Source organism: Streptomyces sp. NBC_01635, assembly GCF_045209715.1.
GTDB lineage: Bacteria > Actinomycetota > Actinomycetes > Streptomycetales > Streptomycetaceae > Streptomyces > Streptomyces hirsutus.
Window position 1 is genome coordinate 37333 of the sequence record NZ_CP109277.1, and the last position, 18354, is coordinate 55686.

At 67.5% G+C, this 18354-nt stretch carries 17 protein-coding genes and 2 pseudogenes; 8 read left to right on the top strand and 11 right to left on the bottom strand.

Features of this window, described 5'->3' with window-relative positions:
• The 3 genes from OHB56_RS00160 to OHB56_RS00170 form a co-directional block, all read right to left on the bottom strand.
• Positions 1-933: a helix-turn-helix domain-containing protein gene (locus tag OHB56_RS00160; protein ID WP_406350925.1), complete on the bottom strand. Its 933-nt coding sequence runs from the start codon at positions 931-933 to the stop codon at positions 1-3.
• A gap of 87 nt (positions 934-1020) precedes the next feature.
• The gene (locus OHB56_RS00165; RefSeq protein ID WP_406358860.1) at positions 1021-1260 is read right to left on the bottom strand and encodes a DUF397 domain-containing protein; all 240 of its coding nucleotides are present in this window, start codon (positions 1258-1260) and stop codon (positions 1021-1023) included.
• A gap of 799 nt (positions 1261-2059) precedes the next feature.
• Positions 2060-3145: an integrase core domain-containing protein gene (locus OHB56_RS00170; RefSeq protein WP_406350926.1), complete on the bottom strand. Its 1086-nt coding sequence runs from the start codon at positions 3143-3145 to the stop codon at positions 2060-2062.
• Positions 3146-3799: 654 nt separating this feature from the next.
• Here OHB56_RS00170 and OHB56_RS00175 point away from each other — a divergent pair.
• A complete protein-coding gene (locus tag OHB56_RS00175) occupies positions 3800-5281 on the top strand; it encodes a hypothetical protein (RefSeq protein ID WP_406350927.1) in 1482 nt (493 codons plus the stop codon).
• 380 nt (positions 5282-5661) lie between these two features.
• Here OHB56_RS00175 and OHB56_RS00180 read toward each other — a convergent pair whose 3' ends face one another.
• Positions 5662-6261, bottom strand: coding sequence for a CGNR zinc finger domain-containing protein (locus OHB56_RS00180; protein ID WP_406350928.1), 600 nt, complete (start codon positions 6259-6261; stop codon positions 5662-5664).
• 38 nt (positions 6262-6299) lie between these two features.
• On the opposite strand from OHB56_RS00180, the gene OHB56_RS00185 reads away from it, so the two are divergent.
• Together OHB56_RS00185 and OHB56_RS00190 are read left to right on the top strand one after the other, a co-directional pair.
• Positions 6300-7505: an MFS transporter gene (locus OHB56_RS00185; RefSeq protein WP_406350930.1), complete on the top strand. Its 1206-nt coding sequence runs from the start codon at positions 6300-6302 to the stop codon at positions 7503-7505.
• 286 nt (positions 7506-7791) lie between these two features.
• Entirely contained in the window at positions 7792-7965 is a 174-nt protein-coding gene (locus OHB56_RS00190) for a hypothetical protein (RefSeq protein ID WP_406358862.1), read from the top strand.
• An 8-nt stretch (positions 7966-7973) separates the two neighbouring features.
• Here OHB56_RS00190 and OHB56_RS00195 read toward each other — a convergent pair whose 3' ends face one another.
• Positions 7974-8546, bottom strand: a complete 573-nt coding sequence (locus tag OHB56_RS00195; RefSeq protein ID WP_406350932.1) for a TetR-like C-terminal domain-containing protein — start codon at positions 8544-8546, stop codon at positions 7974-7976.
• A 181-nt stretch (positions 8547-8727) separates the two neighbouring features.
• On the opposite strand from OHB56_RS00195, the gene OHB56_RS00200 reads away from it, so the two are divergent.
• Positions 8728-9900 carry an MFS transporter gene (locus tag OHB56_RS00200; protein ID WP_331449507.1) on the top strand — a complete coding sequence of 391 codons (1173 nt, stop codon included), beginning with the start codon at positions 8728-8730 and terminating at the stop codon, positions 9898-9900.
• An 89-nt stretch (positions 9901-9989) separates the two neighbouring features.
• Complete coding sequence (locus tag OHB56_RS00205) at positions 9990-10787, top strand: alpha/beta fold hydrolase (RefSeq protein ID WP_055573771.1); 798 nt, start codon at positions 9990-9992, stop codon at positions 10785-10787.
• A 121-nt stretch (positions 10788-10908) separates the two neighbouring features.
• Here OHB56_RS00205 and OHB56_RS00210 read toward each other — a convergent pair whose 3' ends face one another.
• From OHB56_RS00210 to OHB56_RS00225, 4 genes and pseudogenes are all read right to left on the bottom strand, one after another.
• Positions 10909-11871: a hypothetical protein gene (locus OHB56_RS00210; RefSeq protein ID WP_406350934.1), complete on the bottom strand. Its 963-nt coding sequence runs from the start codon at positions 11869-11871 to the stop codon at positions 10909-10911.
• Positions 11868-12407, bottom strand: coding sequence for a hypothetical protein (locus OHB56_RS00215; RefSeq protein WP_406350935.1), 540 nt, complete (start codon positions 12405-12407; stop codon positions 11868-11870). Before OHB56_RS00215 ends, OHB56_RS00210 begins: the two co-directional genes overlap by 4 nt.
• Before the next feature lie 222 nt (positions 12408-12629).
• On the bottom strand, positions 12630-13379 hold the full coding sequence (locus OHB56_RS00220; RefSeq protein WP_406350937.1) for a transposase family protein: 750 nt from the start codon (positions 13377-13379) through the stop codon (positions 12630-12632).
• Positions 13380-13427: 48 nt separating this feature from the next.
• Positions 13428-13853 (bottom strand): annotated as a pseudogene (locus OHB56_RS00225) (transposase family protein); the annotation flags it as partial.
• Positions 13854-14093: 240 nt separating this feature from the next.
• Here OHB56_RS00225 and OHB56_RS00230 point away from each other — a divergent pair.
• A complete protein-coding gene (locus OHB56_RS00230; protein WP_326757295.1) occupies positions 14094-14903 on the top strand; it encodes a transposase family protein in 810 nt (269 codons plus the stop codon).
• 396 nt (positions 14904-15299) lie between these two features.
• Here the strand turns inward: OHB56_RS00230 and OHB56_RS00235 are convergent, their stop codons facing one another.
• A complete protein-coding gene (locus OHB56_RS00235) occupies positions 15300-16076 on the bottom strand; it encodes an SDR family oxidoreductase (RefSeq protein WP_055609224.1) in 777 nt (258 codons plus the stop codon).
• Positions 16077-16120: 44 nt separating this feature from the next.
• The gene (locus tag OHB56_RS00240; protein ID WP_406350939.1) at positions 16121-16960 is read right to left on the bottom strand and encodes an SDR family NAD(P)-dependent oxidoreductase; all 840 of its coding nucleotides are present in this window, start codon (positions 16958-16960) and stop codon (positions 16121-16123) included.
• 184 nt (positions 16961-17144) lie between these two features.
• Between OHB56_RS00240 and OHB56_RS00245 the strand changes: the two genes are divergently transcribed.
• Entirely contained in the window at positions 17145-18050 is a 906-nt protein-coding gene (locus OHB56_RS00245; protein WP_406350941.1) for a helix-turn-helix transcriptional regulator, read from the top strand.
• Positions 18007-18349: pseudogene (locus tag OHB56_RS00250) on the top strand (VOC family protein). The gene OHB56_RS00245 and the pseudogene OHB56_RS00250 overlap by 44 nt, the downstream one beginning before the upstream one ends.
• Positions 18350-18354 lie beyond the last annotated feature (5 nt).

Genomic DNA, 18354 nt, shown 5'->3' on the forward strand with positions numbered 1-18354 from the left:
TCAGTCGGAAAGCTGTTGGATGTAGTGCTGCAGGAGCTCGAGGGTCTCGTCGCGGGTGGCTGCCTTAGACCACAGTACGGTCAGGGCCAGCCGGTATCGGTCGACGTCCTCGGGGTTGGTGACGTAGCTGCCGCCGTTACGGACTTCCAGATACACCATGTCTTCCTCCCGGTCAGCTGGGAAGGAGAGGTGCGTGATGGAAGGAGCTGGCGCCATCGCTTCATCGCCGACGCTGAAGGGCAGGACGCGGATGTGGATCCGCTCCACGTTCTCTTCAAGGCTGTAAAGCTCGCGTAGTTGCTGCCGCATCACAGAGGCACCGCCCACTGGCCTCGCCAGGACTGCCTCGTCGACCAGCGCGTAGAAGTGCGGCGCGCTGGCCTCGTTCAGCAAGGCCCGGCGCCCTTGGCGTACCTTAACGGACCGTTCGATCCGCCTCTGCCTCTTGTCGGGGTCTGCCAAGGATGCGTCTGGGAAGGCTCGTTGCATGATCGCCCGCGAGTAGGCCGAGGTCTGCAGCAGGCCCGGGACATACTGCACCTCATAGGTGCGGATCTCCTCGGCGAAGCTCTCCACACTGATCAGACGCTCCAGCCAGCCGGGAATGGCGTCACGGAACTCTTCCCACCACTGGGCGTCGTGCGAGCGGGTGGCCAGCTTGACGAGTGCGTCCAGTTCACTGTCCGTGGTGACCCCGTAGAACCGGGCCAGGCTGAGGACCTTCTCGGCCTTCAGCGGGGTGGCACCGTTCTCAATGCGGCTGAGCGTGGGTGCGGAACCGACCAGACCCGCCTTCACGACGTCCACCAGCCGCAGGCCCTGCTCTTTGCGCAGCCGGCGCAGGTGGGCGCCCACCACCCTGCCCGCGCCGGCAGGAAGGCTGCTCGGACCCTCGCCGTCCCCGACAGCCGACAGGACTTGACCGCCCGACACCCAGACTCCTTGGTCACCCGTAGTTCAACATGAGGACCCCAGAGTGGGGACTGCGCACGGGCGATCGCAAGCCTGCAGTGTCGAAATTCAGTCGATCAAGCAGTCGAACTCACCCTGCTTCGCGCCGATGAGCATCGCCTCGATTTCCGAACATGTGAACACCAGTGCCGGACCCGCGGGGAATCGCGAGTTGCGCAGGGCTGTGTCGCCGTTCGGTAGGGCTGCAAATTCTACACAGTTGCCGCCCTCGGGGTTGCTTGCCGAGCTTTTCACCCACCGCGCGCCTGAGATCGCGTGGGCTGACACTCCGTTTTCGTAGCCTGTCAACTGTGGTCCTTCCGTTGTTTTTCTCAGTGCGCTCCCGCACGCCTGGCTCCGCACAGGCCGGTATCGATCACCCAGGTCGGGGCGTAGCAGGTGGTGAAATTTCACAAGCACATGGAAGCGAGTAGATCTTAGGAGGTTTTTTTCACGCACACCGTCCCTCGAAAGAGGGTTCTCTTTCGTGTGGTCATCAGACAATTGGAGGTGGGTGACAGTGACGCAGCCGGGTGGCATGCAGTTTGCGAGCTTGGCCGGATCAGCATGGGTAGCGAACTCTGGCGAACCACAGGCGTTGGACTGGGGCTTGGCCATGGGGATCTCCTTCAACAACTTCGCCGCTGCCAAGATCCACGCAAGCACGGAAGGGCTCGCCCGAACCCAGACGTTCACCCGGAGCTGTCTACAGCGGTGGAACCTGGAGGCGGTCAGCAGCGACGTGATCACCGTGACGGGTGAGCTCACAGCCAACGCTGTCCGTCACAGCCCCTCTGTGGAGGAAGACCCCTGGCTGGCACTGGCTACCTCGCCACGTTCTGTCATGTGCATCGCGTGGGATCCCAATCCAAAATTACCCGAACCACGAACAGCTGACCTCATGGAGCCGGATGGAAAAGGGCTGGCCGTTGTAGCCAGCCTGTCCGCTCTGTGGGGGTGGAGCCGGGAGGGCATCGGCAAAGCCGTTTGGGCTCACGTACCCATCTGATTGTTCTGGGTCTGCCGGATGCAGGTCGCTAACCAGCGGCCCGCACCAGAAGGGTGGCAAGCGCAGGCCCTGTGCCGTTCAGAAACGCGTCGCTGCTGGTCAGGCTGCGTATCCGTACTCGTTGATAACGCCGCCGAGCACTCGGGTGCGGAGGAGTCGGCGCGCGGCCAGGTCGGTCGGGGGCGCTGGGTGCTTGTGGGCGAGGGGTGGAAGCTGTCCCCGGGCCTGGTGCGGGCGATGACGGTTGTAGTGCCGGGCGTAGGCGTCCAGGGCCTGTCGGGCGTGGGCCTCGCTGCATATCAGCAGGTGGTCGAGGACCTCGCGCCGCAGGGTGCCGATGACCCGTTCGCAGTGCGCGTTCATCCGAGGAGCTCGCGGCGCGGTCCTCACGACCTCGATATCGTCGGCCGCGAAGACTGCATCGAAGGACTCCGTGTACTTCGCGTCCCGGTCGCGGAGCAGGAAACGCAGCGAGTCGGCCCGCACACCCAACTCGATGGCCAGGTTTCTTGCCTGCTGCACCGTCCAGGGCCCGGTGGGATGGGCGGTCACGCCGGCGATGTGCAGGCGGCGCGTGCCGTGCTCGAGGAAGACCAACGCGTACACCCGGCGCAGGTCGACGAGATCGATGTGCACGAAGTCGCAGGCGATGATGCCCTCGGCCTGCGCGGTCAGGAACTCACGCCATGTCGGCCCGCCGCGGCGCGGGGCGGGATCGATTCCGGCCGCCGTCAGGATCTCCCAGACCGTCGTGGCGCCGATCGAATGCCCCAGACGAACGAGTTCACCTTGGATCCGACGGCATCCCCACCGCGGATTCTCCCGGGCCAGCCGCAGCACCAACGCCTTCACCGCGCTCGCGGTCGGCGGCCTGCCCGGCCTGCTCCGGCGCTTGCTGTAGTCCCACTTGCGCACGATAAGTCTGCGGTGCCACGCCAGCACAGTTGCAGGCGTCACCGGGAAAACGCGCGCCCACCGACGCCGCGGGATCAGCGCAGACAACGCCGCGAACCACAGCCGGTCCGCCGGCGCATACCGCACCGGTCCCTTGAGCTGCCTGCGCAGCACCGCGTTCTCATGCCGCAGCACCAGCAACTCAGCATCCTTTGTCGCGCGTCGGCGTAGCAGCGCCGCCGGGACCGACAGCAGCTTCCGCGCCACGTGATACACCAGTGAGACGAGCATCCGGACAGGGTTCCAGGAGCTCATAGTGGCGCGCCAGACCCACTCCGAGCAACAGCGATGAGTTTCCGAACGGCACAGGCACGGCCACCTCGTCCACGACGGAAACTACGAGCCTCTCCTGCCCGCGATCGCAGGAGCAGATCTCCTCATCCGCCCAGACCTGTTCACACGCCTGTGCGACACGATCGGTCTCTCCCGCTGCCGAACGGGCATCAGCGTCCGCCACATGCCAGCAACCCACGACGACGCCCCCGACAGCGGAGATTGAGAACACCTCCCAGAGAGGCTCAGATAAACCCGGTCAGCCATCGCGAGCCACATCCGGCAGTACCCCGCCCCACCTCTCAAGATCAACTGCATCGCGGCCGCAACTTACGTCCAGCCATAAGATTGTGCGTCTAGTTACGACATCCTCTGTCTACTCACAACACCGCAGTTCACAGGCCTTCCAACTGCCCCTGCGCATGACGCTCTTGACGAGGCACAGCAAACCACTGCTGGCCAGATGCCATACCAGACAAGATCACAGAAACTCTCTCTATACCTCCAACACTGCAGTTCACTGCCATGTCCTTGTCGTAATTAGACGGAAGACCGACAGCCGGGCACGTCGCCAACTCGCTCGACACCCGGCAGCGCACCGTCGGCGAGCCCTTGCTGCAAGACCTCGGACGCCGGATCCGCCTCCTGGACCGGCTTGGCCTGGCCCACCTGCAGTTGTCCCGCAGCGCCGCCACACTGTCCGGCGGTGAGTTGCAGCGCACCCGGCTCGTCGCTCAGCTCGGCACCGAGCTGAGCGACGTCATCTTCGTCCTGGACGAACCCGGCGCTGGGCTGCACCCGGCGGACAAGAATCACCTCCTCGGCATCGCCCTGGAGTTGCGCGAAGCCGGCAACACCGTCCTCCTCGTCGAACACGACCCCGAACTGATCGCCCGCGCCGACTGGATCGTCGATATGGGCCCCGGCGCGGGCCGCCTCGGCGGCGAGGTCCTGGTCTCTGGCTCACCCGCCCTGGCCGCCGCCAACCCCACCTCGGCCACTGGCCGCTACCTGGCCGGCAACGGGCCGCGGCTGCGCCGTACCCCCCGCCCGGTCCGCGATGACGCCGACTGGGTGGAACTGCACGGCCTGCGCGCCCACAACACGGCCGCGGAGCTGCTGCGCCTCCCTGCCGGGCGGCTCACCTGCCTGACCGGGGTCAGCGGCAGCGGCAAGAGCAGCGTCCTGGGCGCACTCGCCGCGGGCGCGGCGGCCGCCCTCAAAGGCACGGCCGCCGACACCGTGCGCGAGGTGACCGGACTCGACGGATTCGGCTGGGTCGCCGTGGTCGACCAGGAACCCCTCGGGCGCACGCCGCGATCCAACCCGGCCACGTACAGCAAGGCGTTCGACATCGTCCGCAAACTGTTCGCCGCCACCGATACGGCACGCGCGCGCGGCGTCGACGCCTCCTGGTTCAGCTTCAACACCACCGGCGGCCGCTGCGAGACCTGCACCGGCTACGGCCGCAGGCTCGTCGACATGCACTTCCTCCCCGACATGTGGGTGGTGTGCGACACGTGCGACGGCCGGCGCTACGGACCCGAGGCCCTGGAGGTCACCTACCAGGGGCTGTCCGTCGACCAGGTGCTGGACCTGACCGTCGCCGAGGCCGGGGAGGTCTTCACCGAACCCCGGCAGCTCGCGGAGACCCTCACTGCGCTCGACCGGGTCGGGCTCGGCTACCTCCGACTCGGCCAGAGCGCCACCGAGCTGTCCGGCGGCGAGGCCCAGCGCCTCAAACTCGCGTCCGCGATCCAGCGCGGCGCGGCGAGCCGCAAGGCCGGCCTCGTCATCCTCGATGAACCCGTCTCGGGCCTGCACCCGTCCGATATCCAGCGGGTCGTCGACGCGCTCGACATGCTGCTCGACTCCGGCAACACCGTCGTCGTGGCCGAACACGACATCCCCGTCGCCGCGTCCGCGGATTGGGTGATCGACCTCGGACCGGGAGCCGGCCCCAACGGAGGCGCAGTGGTCGCGCAGGGCACCCCCGACACCGTCGCCGGCGCGGACACTCCCACCGCGGGATACCTGCGCCGGTACGCGGCCGGTCTGCCACTCCTGGACGCCTCGGAGGACGCACGGCGCTGACGTACGGCGTGCCGGCGCGACCGGCAGGGTCGCATGCGTGGTCCGCGGCGGCTGTCCGTTCGCCACGGGCCACGCATGGCTTGCACCGGGACCGGGGCAAGCCCGAGCCGCCGCGTATCTCCGTACACGACCACAACTCACAGTCGCCAGACCATGGCTCGCCGACTACCGATCAACGTCACACGTGTGACTTCGATCGATAGATGGCCCCGGGCCCTCGGGCGTCGACGAGGTCGGCGGGTTGCGAGGATCGATAGCTGGCCCTAGCGAGTCCCTGGTGCGGGTCGTTCAGCCCGACGTTCGGCGGCGCATGATCGGTTGCAGCGAAGTTTGAGTGATGGTCATCGAATTTCGAGTGGTCGATTTTGCTCCTGCGCGCCCTACTTGATTCCGCTCGGCTGCTGGCCGGCGGAGTGCGAGCGCCGATGGGCTGCGACTCGTTCTCGGGTTGCGCATCGGCGGGAGCAGTAGCGGCGTTCCGGGCCGCTGCCCTGGGTGATGAAAACGTTCTGGCAGCTGGGTGATGCGCAAATCCTGCCCGGCGGGCACTGACGGTCCCAGACGAGGACGGTCAGAGCCATGCACGACGAAGCGAGGAGCCACTCATCCCAGGGCGCGTTGTCGTCGTGGTCGAGGTGAGGATGCCAGGGGGTGCTGCCGCCGTGCGAGGTCAGGCGGAGCGGGCCGGTGTGTTCCTGCAGAAGGCGGTTGAGAGTGGCTGCGGCGTCATCGGCATGCTCGGCGGCAAAGACTTGCCGCAGCAGGGCGGCGGCTGCGCGCATCCCGGCGACATCGCGGGTGGTGAGGTCGAGGGGGTCTGTCTCGCCGTAGGTGCGGAGCACGTCAGCGACCTCAGCCAGGTCTGGGCGGTCGTCAGCAAGAGCATTGATCAGGGCGGCGGTCCGCCGCGCCGTGGTCAGCACGGAGTGCCGGCTGGACCAGTCGTCGCTGTTGGAGGACACCGAAGGAATGTAACGCATCTTGCTGAGTTTTGGGTTACCTCCGTAACGTCTTGCCAATGAAAAAGCGTTACTCACTCCCCTCATATCTAGCCGGAGCCGTGGCAGCCCGTGCCGGGGATGAGATGTCAGGACCGGCGCTGATGCTGGCAGGGTTCGCCCTGGCCGGATCGGCCACCGACGCGTCGACGCTGCTCGCGGGCATAACGATCTCCGCCGCGGTAGGCGGGCCGGTGCTCGGGGTGCTCCTCGACAGGGCAGCACGGCCGGGACGCTTGCTGGCTGGAGCCCTCGTCATCTATGCGGCGGGGCTGGGGACAATTCTCGTGGGCCTCAGCCGGTTGCCGTTCACTGTCACCGTCCTGATCGCCGTGGTGACGGGGCTGCTGGGGCCGGCCCTGTCGGGCGGATGGACCTCCCAACTGCCCCGAGTGGTGCATGACGACCGCCTGCTCCGGGCGAACGCGTTCGATTCCATGACGTTCAGCGTGGCGAGTCTGGCCGGTCCGGCTCTCGCTGGAGGTATGGCAGAGATGCTGGGAGCCCCAACAGCCGTGGTGGTCTCCGCGACGCTCATCACGCTGGCGCTGCCCGCCGCGTGGATGCTGCCCACCCGTCCCGATCGGGCTCGGGGCGGCGCTCAAACAACCCCGCTGATCAGCGACCTTGCTGCCGGAATGCGGATCATCGTCGGAAAGCCGGCCTTGGCTCGAGCGACCCTCACTTCGGTCATTGCCTGTATCGCTCAGGGCATGCTGACGGCGTGCGTCCCGCTCCTGGGCGAGCGTGCTCTAGGTGGAGCCGGTCGCGGCGCGATGCTGCTCTCCTGCACGGCGGTCTCCGCACTGGTGGCTAACGCTGTACTCGCCCGGTTCCCGCGTTCGGTGGCCCCCGACACGATCATCTGGGCCAGTGCCCTCGTCCAGGCTGTCGCGCTGGCGCTGGCAACATGGAGTCAACCCGTCGTGCTCATCGTGGCCGCAGCCATAGTGGGGATCGGGGACGGACCTCAACTGGCCGCCTTATTCGCCATCCGTCACCGGGAGGCCCCAGAACGCCTGCGCGGCCAGATCTTCACCACCGGCGCCAGCCTGAAGATCACCGGATTCGCTTTGGGGGCAGTAGTTGCCGGACCGATCGCGGTTTGGTCCCTTCCAGGCACCTTGGCGCTCGCAGCGAGTGTGGCGGCCCTCGCGGCACTGGCGTTCTTCACGATCCCGTCGACTACCGCGAACAGCCCTAAACGATCGCTCAACCTTCGATGACAACGCTCAACCTTCGCTGCGGCAGATCACGACAACCTGGTTGATGAGTTCGGCATGGCTCAGGCGCGGGTCAGTCGGGTGTCAGGGGGTGGTGTTGAGATCCTCGGGAGCGTTTCCGTGGTGCAGGGTTTTCGTGCTCCCGAGCAGAGAGGTCTGCGATGGCTGTTCCCTCACCGACCCGGTTCGGCGTCCTGCTGCCGACCCGTGAACAGGCGATTCTCGGCCGCTTCGCTGCTCTCCCCTGCTCGGATTCGCCCGGCAGGCCGAAAGGCCGGGCTTCGGCTCGCTGTGGACGGGCGATTCTCTGACGGCATGTCCCCGGCTCGACCCGCTGGTGGTGCTGCCCGCCGTCGGCGCGGTGACGAGCGCCGTCACCCTGGGGACCGCCGCGCTCACTCCGGCGCTGCGGCATCCGCTCGTCCAGCGGGTGTGTTCGGCGGTCTGCGACTGGTGGTGTTGAGTACTCCATCAGTCCGGCAGCAGGTGTGACACGAGGGTGCGTGCCCATTCGGGGGTGAGCGCCTGGTCGGTGAAGACAGCCCTGTAGTAGAGGGGGGCGAGCACGGCATCCATGACGCGTTCGACGGTCGGGATCTGATGGCCCCGGGCCTGTTCCCGTTCGAGTATGGCCTGGAGCTGTTGCCTGCGCTCTCTGGTGCATGCGCTGGCGCCTTGTCCGCCGGCTGTGCCGATGGTGGCGCGTACGAGGGGGAGGGTGTCCGGGTCGTTGAGGTCCTTGGCGAGGTCGGAGGCGTAGCGTTCCAGGTCCTCACGGAGGCTTCCGGTGTCTGGGACCACTATGTCGCCGGAGAAGCGGCTGGTCGCGACATCGGTGAGCAGTTCCCCCACTGAGCCCCAACGGCGGTAGACCGTGGTGGCGTGCACGCCCGCGCGGGCGGCCACGACCGGGATTGTCAGCAGTTCGCCGGTCTCGTCGGCGAGTAGTTCCTCGACCGCGCGGTGGACAGCCGCACGGATGCGGGCGGACCGGCCGCCGGGTCGGCTGCCGGTGCGGGGCAGAGGGGAAGTCGTAGCGGACATGTGATCAGTATCGCACTGATCATTGCCTTTTAAATGCAGTGATCGCTGCCTTTATGTTACCTTGAAGCCGCTAACGCAAAGATCACTGCGAGGCCCTCGTATGTCAGTTGAGTCTGTCGGCACCGCCGCACCGCTCGTCGGCGGTCCGCAACGCGCACGGTGGAAGGATCCCTCCCCCTGCGTGACCGCTGCCTTTGTCCTCTTCTTAGCCGCTTCCAGCGCACCTTCCCCGCTCTACGTGATCTATCAGCAGCAATGGAAGTTCACGGCGTGGGTACTGACCGTCGTCTTCGCCCTCTACGTGGTCGGCCTGTTGGGCTCGTTACTCGTCGTCGGCTCGCTGTCGGACCATCTCGGCCGCCGGCCGGTGCTCGCCTTGGCGATCGGACTAGAGATGGTCGCGCTCGTCCTGTTCTATGTGGCCGGGGACGTGTTCGTCTTGTCCGCCGCCCGGGTGCTGCAGGGCATCGCGACTGGGGTGGCGACGCCCGCCCTGAGTGCCGCCATTGTCGATCTTGAGCCGCCGCATGCCCTCGGGCGTGCAGGCGTCGTCACCTCGGTGGCTCCCCCGACCGGGCTCGCTCTTGGTGCTCTCGGCTCCGGTGTGCTGGTGGAGTTCGGTCCCGCCCCGACCCGGCTGGTCTACGCACTGCTGTTCGGCGGAATGGTACTGGCGGCGGTGGTCGTCGCCCTCATGCCGGAGACATCTCCCCGTCGGCCGGGAGCCGTCGCCTCCCTCCGCCCGCGGGTCGCCATGCCAGGGCACCTGCGCGCGGACATCGTCCCGGTGGTGCCGGCGATGATCGCCACCTGGGCACTGGCTGGGATGTACCTCTCGCTCGGCCCTTCCGTCGCGGCCGAGTTGTTGGGGCTGCACAGCCATCTGGTCGGCGGCGTCGTCGTGACACTCTTGGCGGGCACCGGAGCGCTCGCAATCTTCCTGCTCCGCTCCCGGTCCGCGTCCTCGCTGCTGGCCCCCTCGTCCGCACTGCTCGGGCTCGGCACCCTGATATCGCTTGCCGGGACGGTGGAGGGCCTCGGCTGGCTTTCCGCTGTCGGCACCGTCGTCGCGGGTCTCGGCTTCGGCGCATCGGTGCTGGCGACGTTCGGCACCTTCGCCCGGATCGCCAAGCCGCACGAGCGCAGTGCGGTCTTCGCCCTGGCGAACGTCATCAGCTATCTCGGGAACAGCGTGCCCGCCGTACTCGGAGGAATCGCCGTCACCGCCCTGGGGCTGAGAATCGCCGCCGTGATCTACGCGCTGGCGATCTCGGTGATCACTTTCTCCGCCCTCGTCCTGCGCCTGAACCAGATACGGGCGCAGCGCCGTGGAGCCGTGGCAACGTGCAGGTGAGGCGCCGGCCGGCGACAGAGGACCCAGCGACCTCCATTTCCATCACACCGACCATTACAGCGTTCCACGATGCGTGACAAGGGGACCCCGTGACCACTGCAAGCAGGAGGAAAAACCTTGAGGTTCAGCGATCGGACCACACGACGATCCGGTACACGGCCAGCGGTCCGGCCGGAGGACCGACTCTGGCTCTCATCCACGGGTGGGCGTGCGACCGCAGCGACTTCGACGCGGTGACCGACCATCTGCCCGAGGGCTACCACGTTCTCGCGATCGACCTCGCTGAGCATGGCGAGTCACGGTCGACGCGGAACGTCTGGACCATGGAGGAGTTCGCTCGCGACGTGGCGGCAGTGCTGGAAGCCGAGTCGGTGGACACGTGCACCGTGGCCGGGCACTCCCTCGGCGGGGCGGTCGCCGTCGAAGTCGGCCGACTGCTCCCTGACACGGTCTCGCACGTCGTCGCACTCGACGCGCTGCACTACCTGTCCCTGTTCCCGGCGCTGAGCGAAGAACAGACCGACGGGATGCTGCATATGTTCCGTGAGGACTTCGCCGGAGGCGTGCGGGCCCTCGTCGAGGCAGGTTCGCCGGCAGGAACCGACACAGGCCTCAAGGAGTCGTACTTCGAGAAGATGGCCGCGGTGCGGCAGCCCGCGGGTCTGCGTTCCATCGAAGGGCTGGTCCACTGGGACATGGACGCGACGCTACGCGAGACACAACAGCCGATCACCGTGTTCGCGATACGTGACCTGGTGACGCAAGAAGCGGTCGACCGCTACGGGGACCGCTACGACCTCGTGCTCGTCGATCTGGGCAGCCACCACTTCCCTGTGGAGGCACCCGAAGGCACGGCGAAGCTTCTGGCCGGCGTGGTGACCAAGTAGTCACGAGCGTGTCGGTCATGGCTTTCTTGACGTAAGGGAAGAGCCCCTTAGTAGTCCTTCGATGGGTACGGCAAGGTGACGCCACGAAACATGATCACCTTTGGCGTGTGGAGAGAGCCATTTACCAGCGGTGCAGGTCTTTGCGTAGCTCGTTGTGCCAGTTGCGGCGGTGCCGGTTGGTGTCTGACGGCTCGGGGCCGAGGGCGACGACCGGGTCGGTGATGTCGTAGGTGAGGCGATACAGCAAGACGCGGGTAGCGGTCTCCAGCCACTGTTCCGTAGCCCGGGCGGGCGGGGCTGCTCCGAGGACGGTGACGAACCAGGCGGGCAGGAGCGAGCGGCTGCTGATGGCGTCGGCCAAGCGGCTGCGCAGGGCCATTGTGAGGCGTGTGTCAGCCCGGTCGCCGGCCGCTATCACCGGCTGCTTGTCGGCGCGGGTCGCAGCATCGTTGGTCAGGACGTTCGCAGACTCCTCGGCCCCGGGTGCCTGCCGGGTGAGGTCCTGGCGCAGTCTCTTTTCCTCGGCGATGGCCGTTCGGAGCCGATCCGCGGCCTGGGAGTGGTCGGTGGTGCCGTAACGGCTGGCGGTGAAACCACCGACGGTCTTGACGACCGCGGCGAGCGCCGTCCGGTGCTTGGCCGCGGTGTCCCGGTGATGCCGCACCCGCACCTGGTGGGTGACGCGGTCGTGGTCGCCAAGGAGCAAGCTCCGGGCGGTCCAGCCCCGTTCCATGGTGTGGGCGAGGGCACGCTGGTCCGCGGTGAAGGTGTCCAGGTCCGTCGCAGGCACGCCGTGGGCCACCTTGATCTGGCCGTCGAGCAGCCGCACGTGCTGCGTGAGGCGCTTGATGGCCTGCTCTGTGTCTGCGATGCGGTCGCCGAGTTCCTCTTCGGCCTTGTCAATCCTGTCGTCGCACTCGGAGACGTCGCCGCGGATGTCGCGCAGTTCGTAGTCAAGGTCTTCGGTGTAGCCGAACTTCCGGCTCAGGCTCTGATGGTCGGTCTCGAGATCGTCGAGACGGCTGTCCATGTCATGTAGGCGGTGGTCGGTGTCCCGAAGCCGGCGATCCAGGTCCTCCATCACTTTTTAACCCCCTGGCCTGCGGGCCCGTCTTGCGAGAACGCCCCGATGCCGAGCCAGCCGAGAACAACGGCGATGACCCACCAGGGGGAGAGCATCCCGAGAACCACGAGGACGACCAGGACACCCTGGGCCTGGAGCACGAGTGCGATGGCGCGCTGCTGCCGGTGACGCTGGGCGGTCACCGTGATCGACCAGCCCATCAGCGTCGCCAGCAGGTGAGGTATGAGAAGCACGAGCCACCACCCGGTGTGGCCAAGGGCGAGCGCGGCGATGATGAGCGCCGCGGCCAAGGCGGTCTGGGCTCGCCACGCCCAACGCACGATGCTTGCACTCCGCAGCCGCTGCGGCTCCGCCAGCCTGGCCGGCAACTGCTGCTCGAACGCCAGCAGTTCCTCCGCGCGTTCCACCAGCGCGGTGTACTGGCCGTCGAACTCCGCGTTATCGGGGTCGAATGCCTTGACGCGGCCGTGCTGGGCGGCCAGGTCCGTGGTCATGGTCCGGTGCTGCTCGTGCAGTTCGCGTTCCGTCGCGGACACTGGCTCCCCCTCGTTCTCCAGCGTGGCCGCTTCCCGCCCGTGCCGTGATCGCGTGCGGGCATGCGGCAGATCGAGTATCACTTCCGCTGATCCATGACGCTGAAACTTAGGCGAGGCTGGCGCGATCTTTGTGCTGCAAGACTGGTGACGTGCCAGCTCGAGGTGTACGCATGCGCGTGCTGGCCCAGCCGCTGGCAGACACCGCGCGAACAGTGAGCTTCTTCAGCGTTGCCGCTCCAGGGTGAGGACGGCTTTGGCGATTGACATCATGCGGTTGGGGCTGCACCGGGATCTGCGGAAGATCCGCCAGGACTTCAGGCGGGCGACGCCGCGTTCGACCGGCGCCCGCGCTGCGGCCAGGGCCCGGTTGACGGTCCTCTCGGTGGGGGTGAGTTCCTGCAGGGGCCTGCGTTTGATGCCCGTGGTCAGCCAGGGACCGCCGCCCCGGTAGGCGAGACCGGCCAGGATGGGAACGCCTTGGCGTTCGCAGATCCGGATGATCCGGCGGGTGCGGGCGGCGGTCAGGTCGTGCGCCCGGCCCGACAGCGCGGGTGAGAGCCACAGCAGCCGGCCGTCCGGATCGGTGACCACCTGCACGTTCACCCCGTGCCGGCGGTGCTTGTGGAAGTAGTCCGCGCGTGCGTCGCCGACCCGGTCGCACTCGGCAAGGGTGCCGTCCAGCAGGACGAAGTCCGGGTCGGCCTCGCGCAGAACCTTCAGCAGGCCCGGTGCACGTTCGGCGAGCAGGTCGACGACCGCGCTGGTGTAGGCGTGGGCGGTGGACTCGCTGATCCCGAACCCGGCGGCGATCTTCGCAAGTGTGGTGTGCTCGCGCAGGTACACCAGTGCCACCATCGCGCGCTGGGACGGACGGAGCTTGCAGCGTCGGTCGCCCTCACGGGTGACGATCAGCATGGTGACCCACTCCACGAGTGCGTGGGGCAGGTCGAGTGCGGCAGGATGGATGACCAACGAGGCCCCCGAGCAATGTGATTGAGACGTCAGACATCTCGATCAACAGCCCGAGGGCCTCGCTCGTTGCGCTTCACGGCCCATCACCCGATCGGTGGCCAACTCGAAGAAGCTCAAGGTGCCGTCAACGATGACGTGGTCGCCCTCACCGAGGCCGGTGAGGGCTTCATGAAGGCCTGGGGCCCAGGAAGCCAGCACCTCCAGGGCCTCGTCGACGTAGCGCCAGGCGGTGGCCTGCGATATCCCGAACCCGACGCCGAGCTGGGCGAACGTCTCGTTCTTGCGCAGGTGGACCAGCGTGAGCAGCGCCTGGTCGAAGCAGCCGAGCTTGCGCCAGCGGGTGTTGCGGGTCCGGCGGTGCTCGTACAGCAGCCAGGCAACATGCTCGACGAGCTCGCGCGGGACGTCGAGCGTGGCAGGATACGGAACCAACAGGGCCCCTTCGGTCGCCGGTGTGCTGAGTGGAATCACCACGCCAACGACGAGGGGCCCTGCCTCGTCACCACACCCGCTGACCAGCCCATTTCACCCGCCAGCACAGGATGAAAGAGGCTCAGTGACGTTTTCTCAGCGAAATGATCTACGCGAAGCGGCATGAACCGCTCCATGCGTGAGCAGGCCGGACGGACTGGGCCCGGCCGTGGACAGACGTAAAGCCCCTGGTAGGACAGGTCTCACCACAAGATCATGTCCGTAACCACCAGAGGCTTCACGTTGGTCACCTATGTTGCCACGCTCGATGTCCCGCGCCACGTCGTGGACCACCTCTCGCGTCTGCTCGCCGCCCACCGCCGCCGAATCGGCACTCCGCGAGGCAGCCGGGCGCTCGGCCCGTTCCGCCAGGCCGTGCTGGTGCTGCGTTGGTTCCGCGAACGCGGCTGCGTGCACTGCCTGGCCCGCGACGCGGGCGTCTCTCAGGCCACCGGCTACCGCTACCTGCACGAGGGCATCGACGTCCTCGCCGCCCAGGCCCCGGACCTGCACGCGGTCCTGGACCACTGCCGACGCGCGGGGATGACCCACGTGATCCTCGACGGCACACTGATCGAATCGGACCGCCTCGCCGGCGTCCGCGACAACGGCAACGACTGGTGGTTCAGCCAGAAACACAAGGCGTTCGGCGGCAACGTGCAGTTCCTGGCCGCTCCGGACGGCACCCCGCTGTGGGTCTCCGACGTCGAACCCGGCTCCACCCCCGACGTCACCGCCGCCCGCATCCACGCCCTGCCCGCCCTCTACAAGGCGGCGGCCGACGGGCTGCCGACCCTGGCCGACAAGGGCTACATCGGCGCCGGCATCGGCATCCTCATTCCCGTCCGCCGCCCCAACAACCAGTCCGAGCAGGCACTTTGCGCGGACACCCGTGCCTTCAACACCCTCGTGCGGAGCGTTCGGGCCCTGGGCGAGCGCACCGCTGCCGAGCTCAAGCAGCGCTGGCGCACGCTGCAGCACGTCACCCTCAGCCCCAGCCGGATCGGCGACATCGCCCGCGCCGCCCTCGTCCTCAACGGAATCTGGAAGTGACCATCGTTGAGAAAACCTCAGTGACACTCAGATAAGAATTGCCGGTGCCATCGAGATGAGAAGTCGCAGCAGTCACCGACGACAGGGGGGTGAGGAACGTCGGAGCGAAAACCGGCGCCGAGCCCTTGGCGGGCTTGAGAGCGTTGACCTGCGGTGCGGTCCCCGGGTTGTTCCTGGACGATCCGACGGACGGGCGGGCGGAGGTGGTCGGCGGCCTCGCCGAGCGGTTGGGCGTCGCGGACGACGAGTGGACGCCGGGAGCCGGCAGGCCACGGGACTCAGCCTCTGCACACTCGGAGGCCGAGTCCCGTTGACCAGAACGCATGACCGCCGTGCCCCGACCGGTGTGAGCCCGGGGGCGGCCCAGCAGCACACGCACGCCGCCTGTTTGTTGCGCTAGACGGGCTGGGCCGTGGGCAGGACGGTCAGCTCGCTGATGTTGACGTGTCGGGGAAGGGCGGCGATGAAGGCAACGGTTTCGGCGATGTCGGTGCTGCGCAGGCACTCGATGTCGCGGAGCAGGCCGGCCATCAGGGCGCTGGCGTCGGGGTCCGTGACGTGGTCGGGTAGTTCGGTGTCGACCATGCCCGGCTCGATGGCGCTTACGCGCACGTTCTTCCGGCCCAGTTCGACCCGGATGAGACGGGTGAGGTGGCTGATGTACGCCTTGGTACCCGAGTAGATCGAGAACTTCTCCAGGATGCGGGTCGCCGCGATGGAGGAGGTGTTGATCAGGTCGGCGGGCTTTCCACGCTCGGCTGTGGCGGTCAGGTGCGGGAGGAAGGCAGCGATCACATTCATCACTCCCGTGACGTTGAGATCGATCTGCCGCTGCCAGTCGTCGACCTTGAGCTCGTCGATGGCGGAGATCAGCTGGACGCCCGCGTTGTTGAACACGAGGTCCGCCGGTCCCAGTGCGTCCCGCACTTGGTCGGCGGCCGTACGGACGGCTGCTCGATCAGTGACGTCGACGGGCAGGCATACGGCCTTTCCGCCGGCCGAGGCGATATCCGCGGTGAGGGCTGAGAGCTTCTCCTGTCGACGTGCGACGACGGCGACAGCGGCGCCGAGTTCGGCGAGGCGGCGTGCGGTAGCCGCACCCATTCCGCTGGAGGCGCCGGTGACGACAGCCACGCGGCCGTCCAGCGGTCGCCCGGTGAGCAGGGATGTCATGGCTAGGGGTCCTTCCTGTTCTTCTCTGGGATCGGCCGGGGTGGTCACAAGGCGTCGTCGCAGGCTGTGGCGGCGGACTTGTCCTGCCAGGCCGCAAGGTCGTCCTGAAGGCTGCGGATCTTGACCAGCTGGCGTTCGATCGCGTCGCGGCCCAGGGCCAGATGCCCTGGGAGCTTGTCCTCGCTGGTGACCTCGTAGATCAGGGCGGCGCCCTTGACGGGGTCCCCGAGCTGCGTGTGGTTGGCGGTTTCCCTCCAGTCCAGGGTGGCGTGGGCGGGTGTGCCGTAGTAGGCGGGCATGCGCTGGGCCGCGGTCGACAGGGAACGGGTGTCGAGGAAGTCGGTGCGGAAGACGCCGGGTTCCACGACCATGCTCTGGATCCCGAACGGCGCCATCTCGCCCGCGAGCGCCTCGCTGATGCCGGCCACCGCGAACTTCGAGGCGTTGTACATGCTCACTCCGGGCTCCCCCTCGAATCCGCCGCGGGAGCCGATGTGCACGATCTTGCCCGCTCCGGCTGCTCGCATGACGGGCAGGACGGCGCGGGTCATGTTGATCAGCCCGAAGACGTTGAGGTCGAACAGGGAGCGTGTTTCGGAGTCGGTGATCTCCTCCAGTGCTCCGAGCAGGCCACGGCCCGCGTTGTTGACGAGGACGTCGATGCCGCCGAAGTGGCGCACGGCCATCTCGACGGCGCCCGTGATGTCTTCGGTACGGGTGACGTCGAGGGTGACGCCGAGGACCCGGTCGGACTGGCGCAGGTCGTCCGGCAGGTTCCGCGGGTTCCGAGCGGCGGCCACGACCGTGTCGCCGTTGCGGAGCGCGGCCCGCGCGATTTCCAGTCCCAGTCCGCGGGATGCGCCGGTGATGAACCACGTCGACATGAGATGCCTCCACCTTGTGTGTTCACGAAGTGCCCCGGACCGCCGCTTCCGGCGGCGAGGCCCGGCTTCCACTGAACCAGCTCCGAGAAGGCAAGAGAGGCCGCAGAATGGCCCGCCGTATCGGGGGACAAAGTGGGCCACCCTCTTGCTGTCGGATCGTCGGCGGCTGCGCGATCCTGGACAGATGGACCCTGAGCACCCCGACAGCACACCGATGGCGGAGTTCCTCCGCTCTGCCCGCTCCCGCCTCACCCCGCAGGAAGCCGGGCTCGACGACCCCAGCCTGGGCCGGCGCCGGGTATCCGGCCTGCGCCGGGAGGAACTCGCCCGGCTGGCCGGGGTGAGCGTGGACTACTACACGCGCCTCGAACAAGGCCGCAGCCGCAGCGCCTCCGCAGAGGTCCTCGACGCACTCGCCACCGCCCTGCACCTGGACGACGCGGAGCGCAGCCATCTGCACGTCCTCGCCCGGCGCCGGCCCGGGCCCGCCCGCCGACGTCCCCGCCCCCAGCGGGTCCACGCCGCCACCTGGGACCTGCTGGAGACCCTCCAGCAGACCTGCCGCCCGGGCTTCGTCCTCGGGCGGCGCCTCGACGTGCTGGCCCACAATCAGTTGGCCGGACGGCTGATCACCGATTTCCGGGCGCTCCCCGCGGCCGAGCGGAACCAGGCCCGCTTCGTCTTCCTCGACCCGCACGCGCGCGAGCTGTACCGGGACTGGAACCGCGTCGCCGCGGACACCGCCGCTATGCTCCGCCTCGAAGCGGGCCGCCACCCGGACGACCCGGCTCTGAGCGCCCTGGTCGGTGACCTGTCCATACGCAGCGAGGAATTCCGTCGCTTCTGGTCGGACAACAAGGTCCACAGGCGCACGACCGGCACCAAGGACTACCGCCACCCGCTCGTCGGCGACCTCACCGTTACCTACCAGGCCCTCACCCCCGGAGACGACCCGGACCAGATCCTCTTCGTCTACGGCACCGAACCCGGTAGCCCGTCCGAGACCTCCTTGCGCCTGCTGTCCCAGTGGAGCAGTGCGGAAGCCGATACCCGTAGCGTCACAGCGCAACGCCCAGGGGCCCCCGACTGATACGAGCCCGGCGGCGAAGTTCTTCCAGGAGCTGGGCTACGAGCGGGAGTTTGCGACGGACCACAACTCCGGCCAGCTCCGCAACGGCAACGGTCCCTACGTGTTCATCGCCGAGGTTGCCGAGGACCAAGAGCCCCGGACGCAGATCGTGCTGAAGGTGCCGGACGCAGACGCGTGCGTCCTGATCCCGTCTCGAGGTGGTCACGCCGTTCGAGGACACCCATTACGGGACCAAGGAGATGACCGTCCGCGACCCCGACGGGCGCCTGTGGAGCCTCCAGGCTCCCACCAAGAACTGACCGTG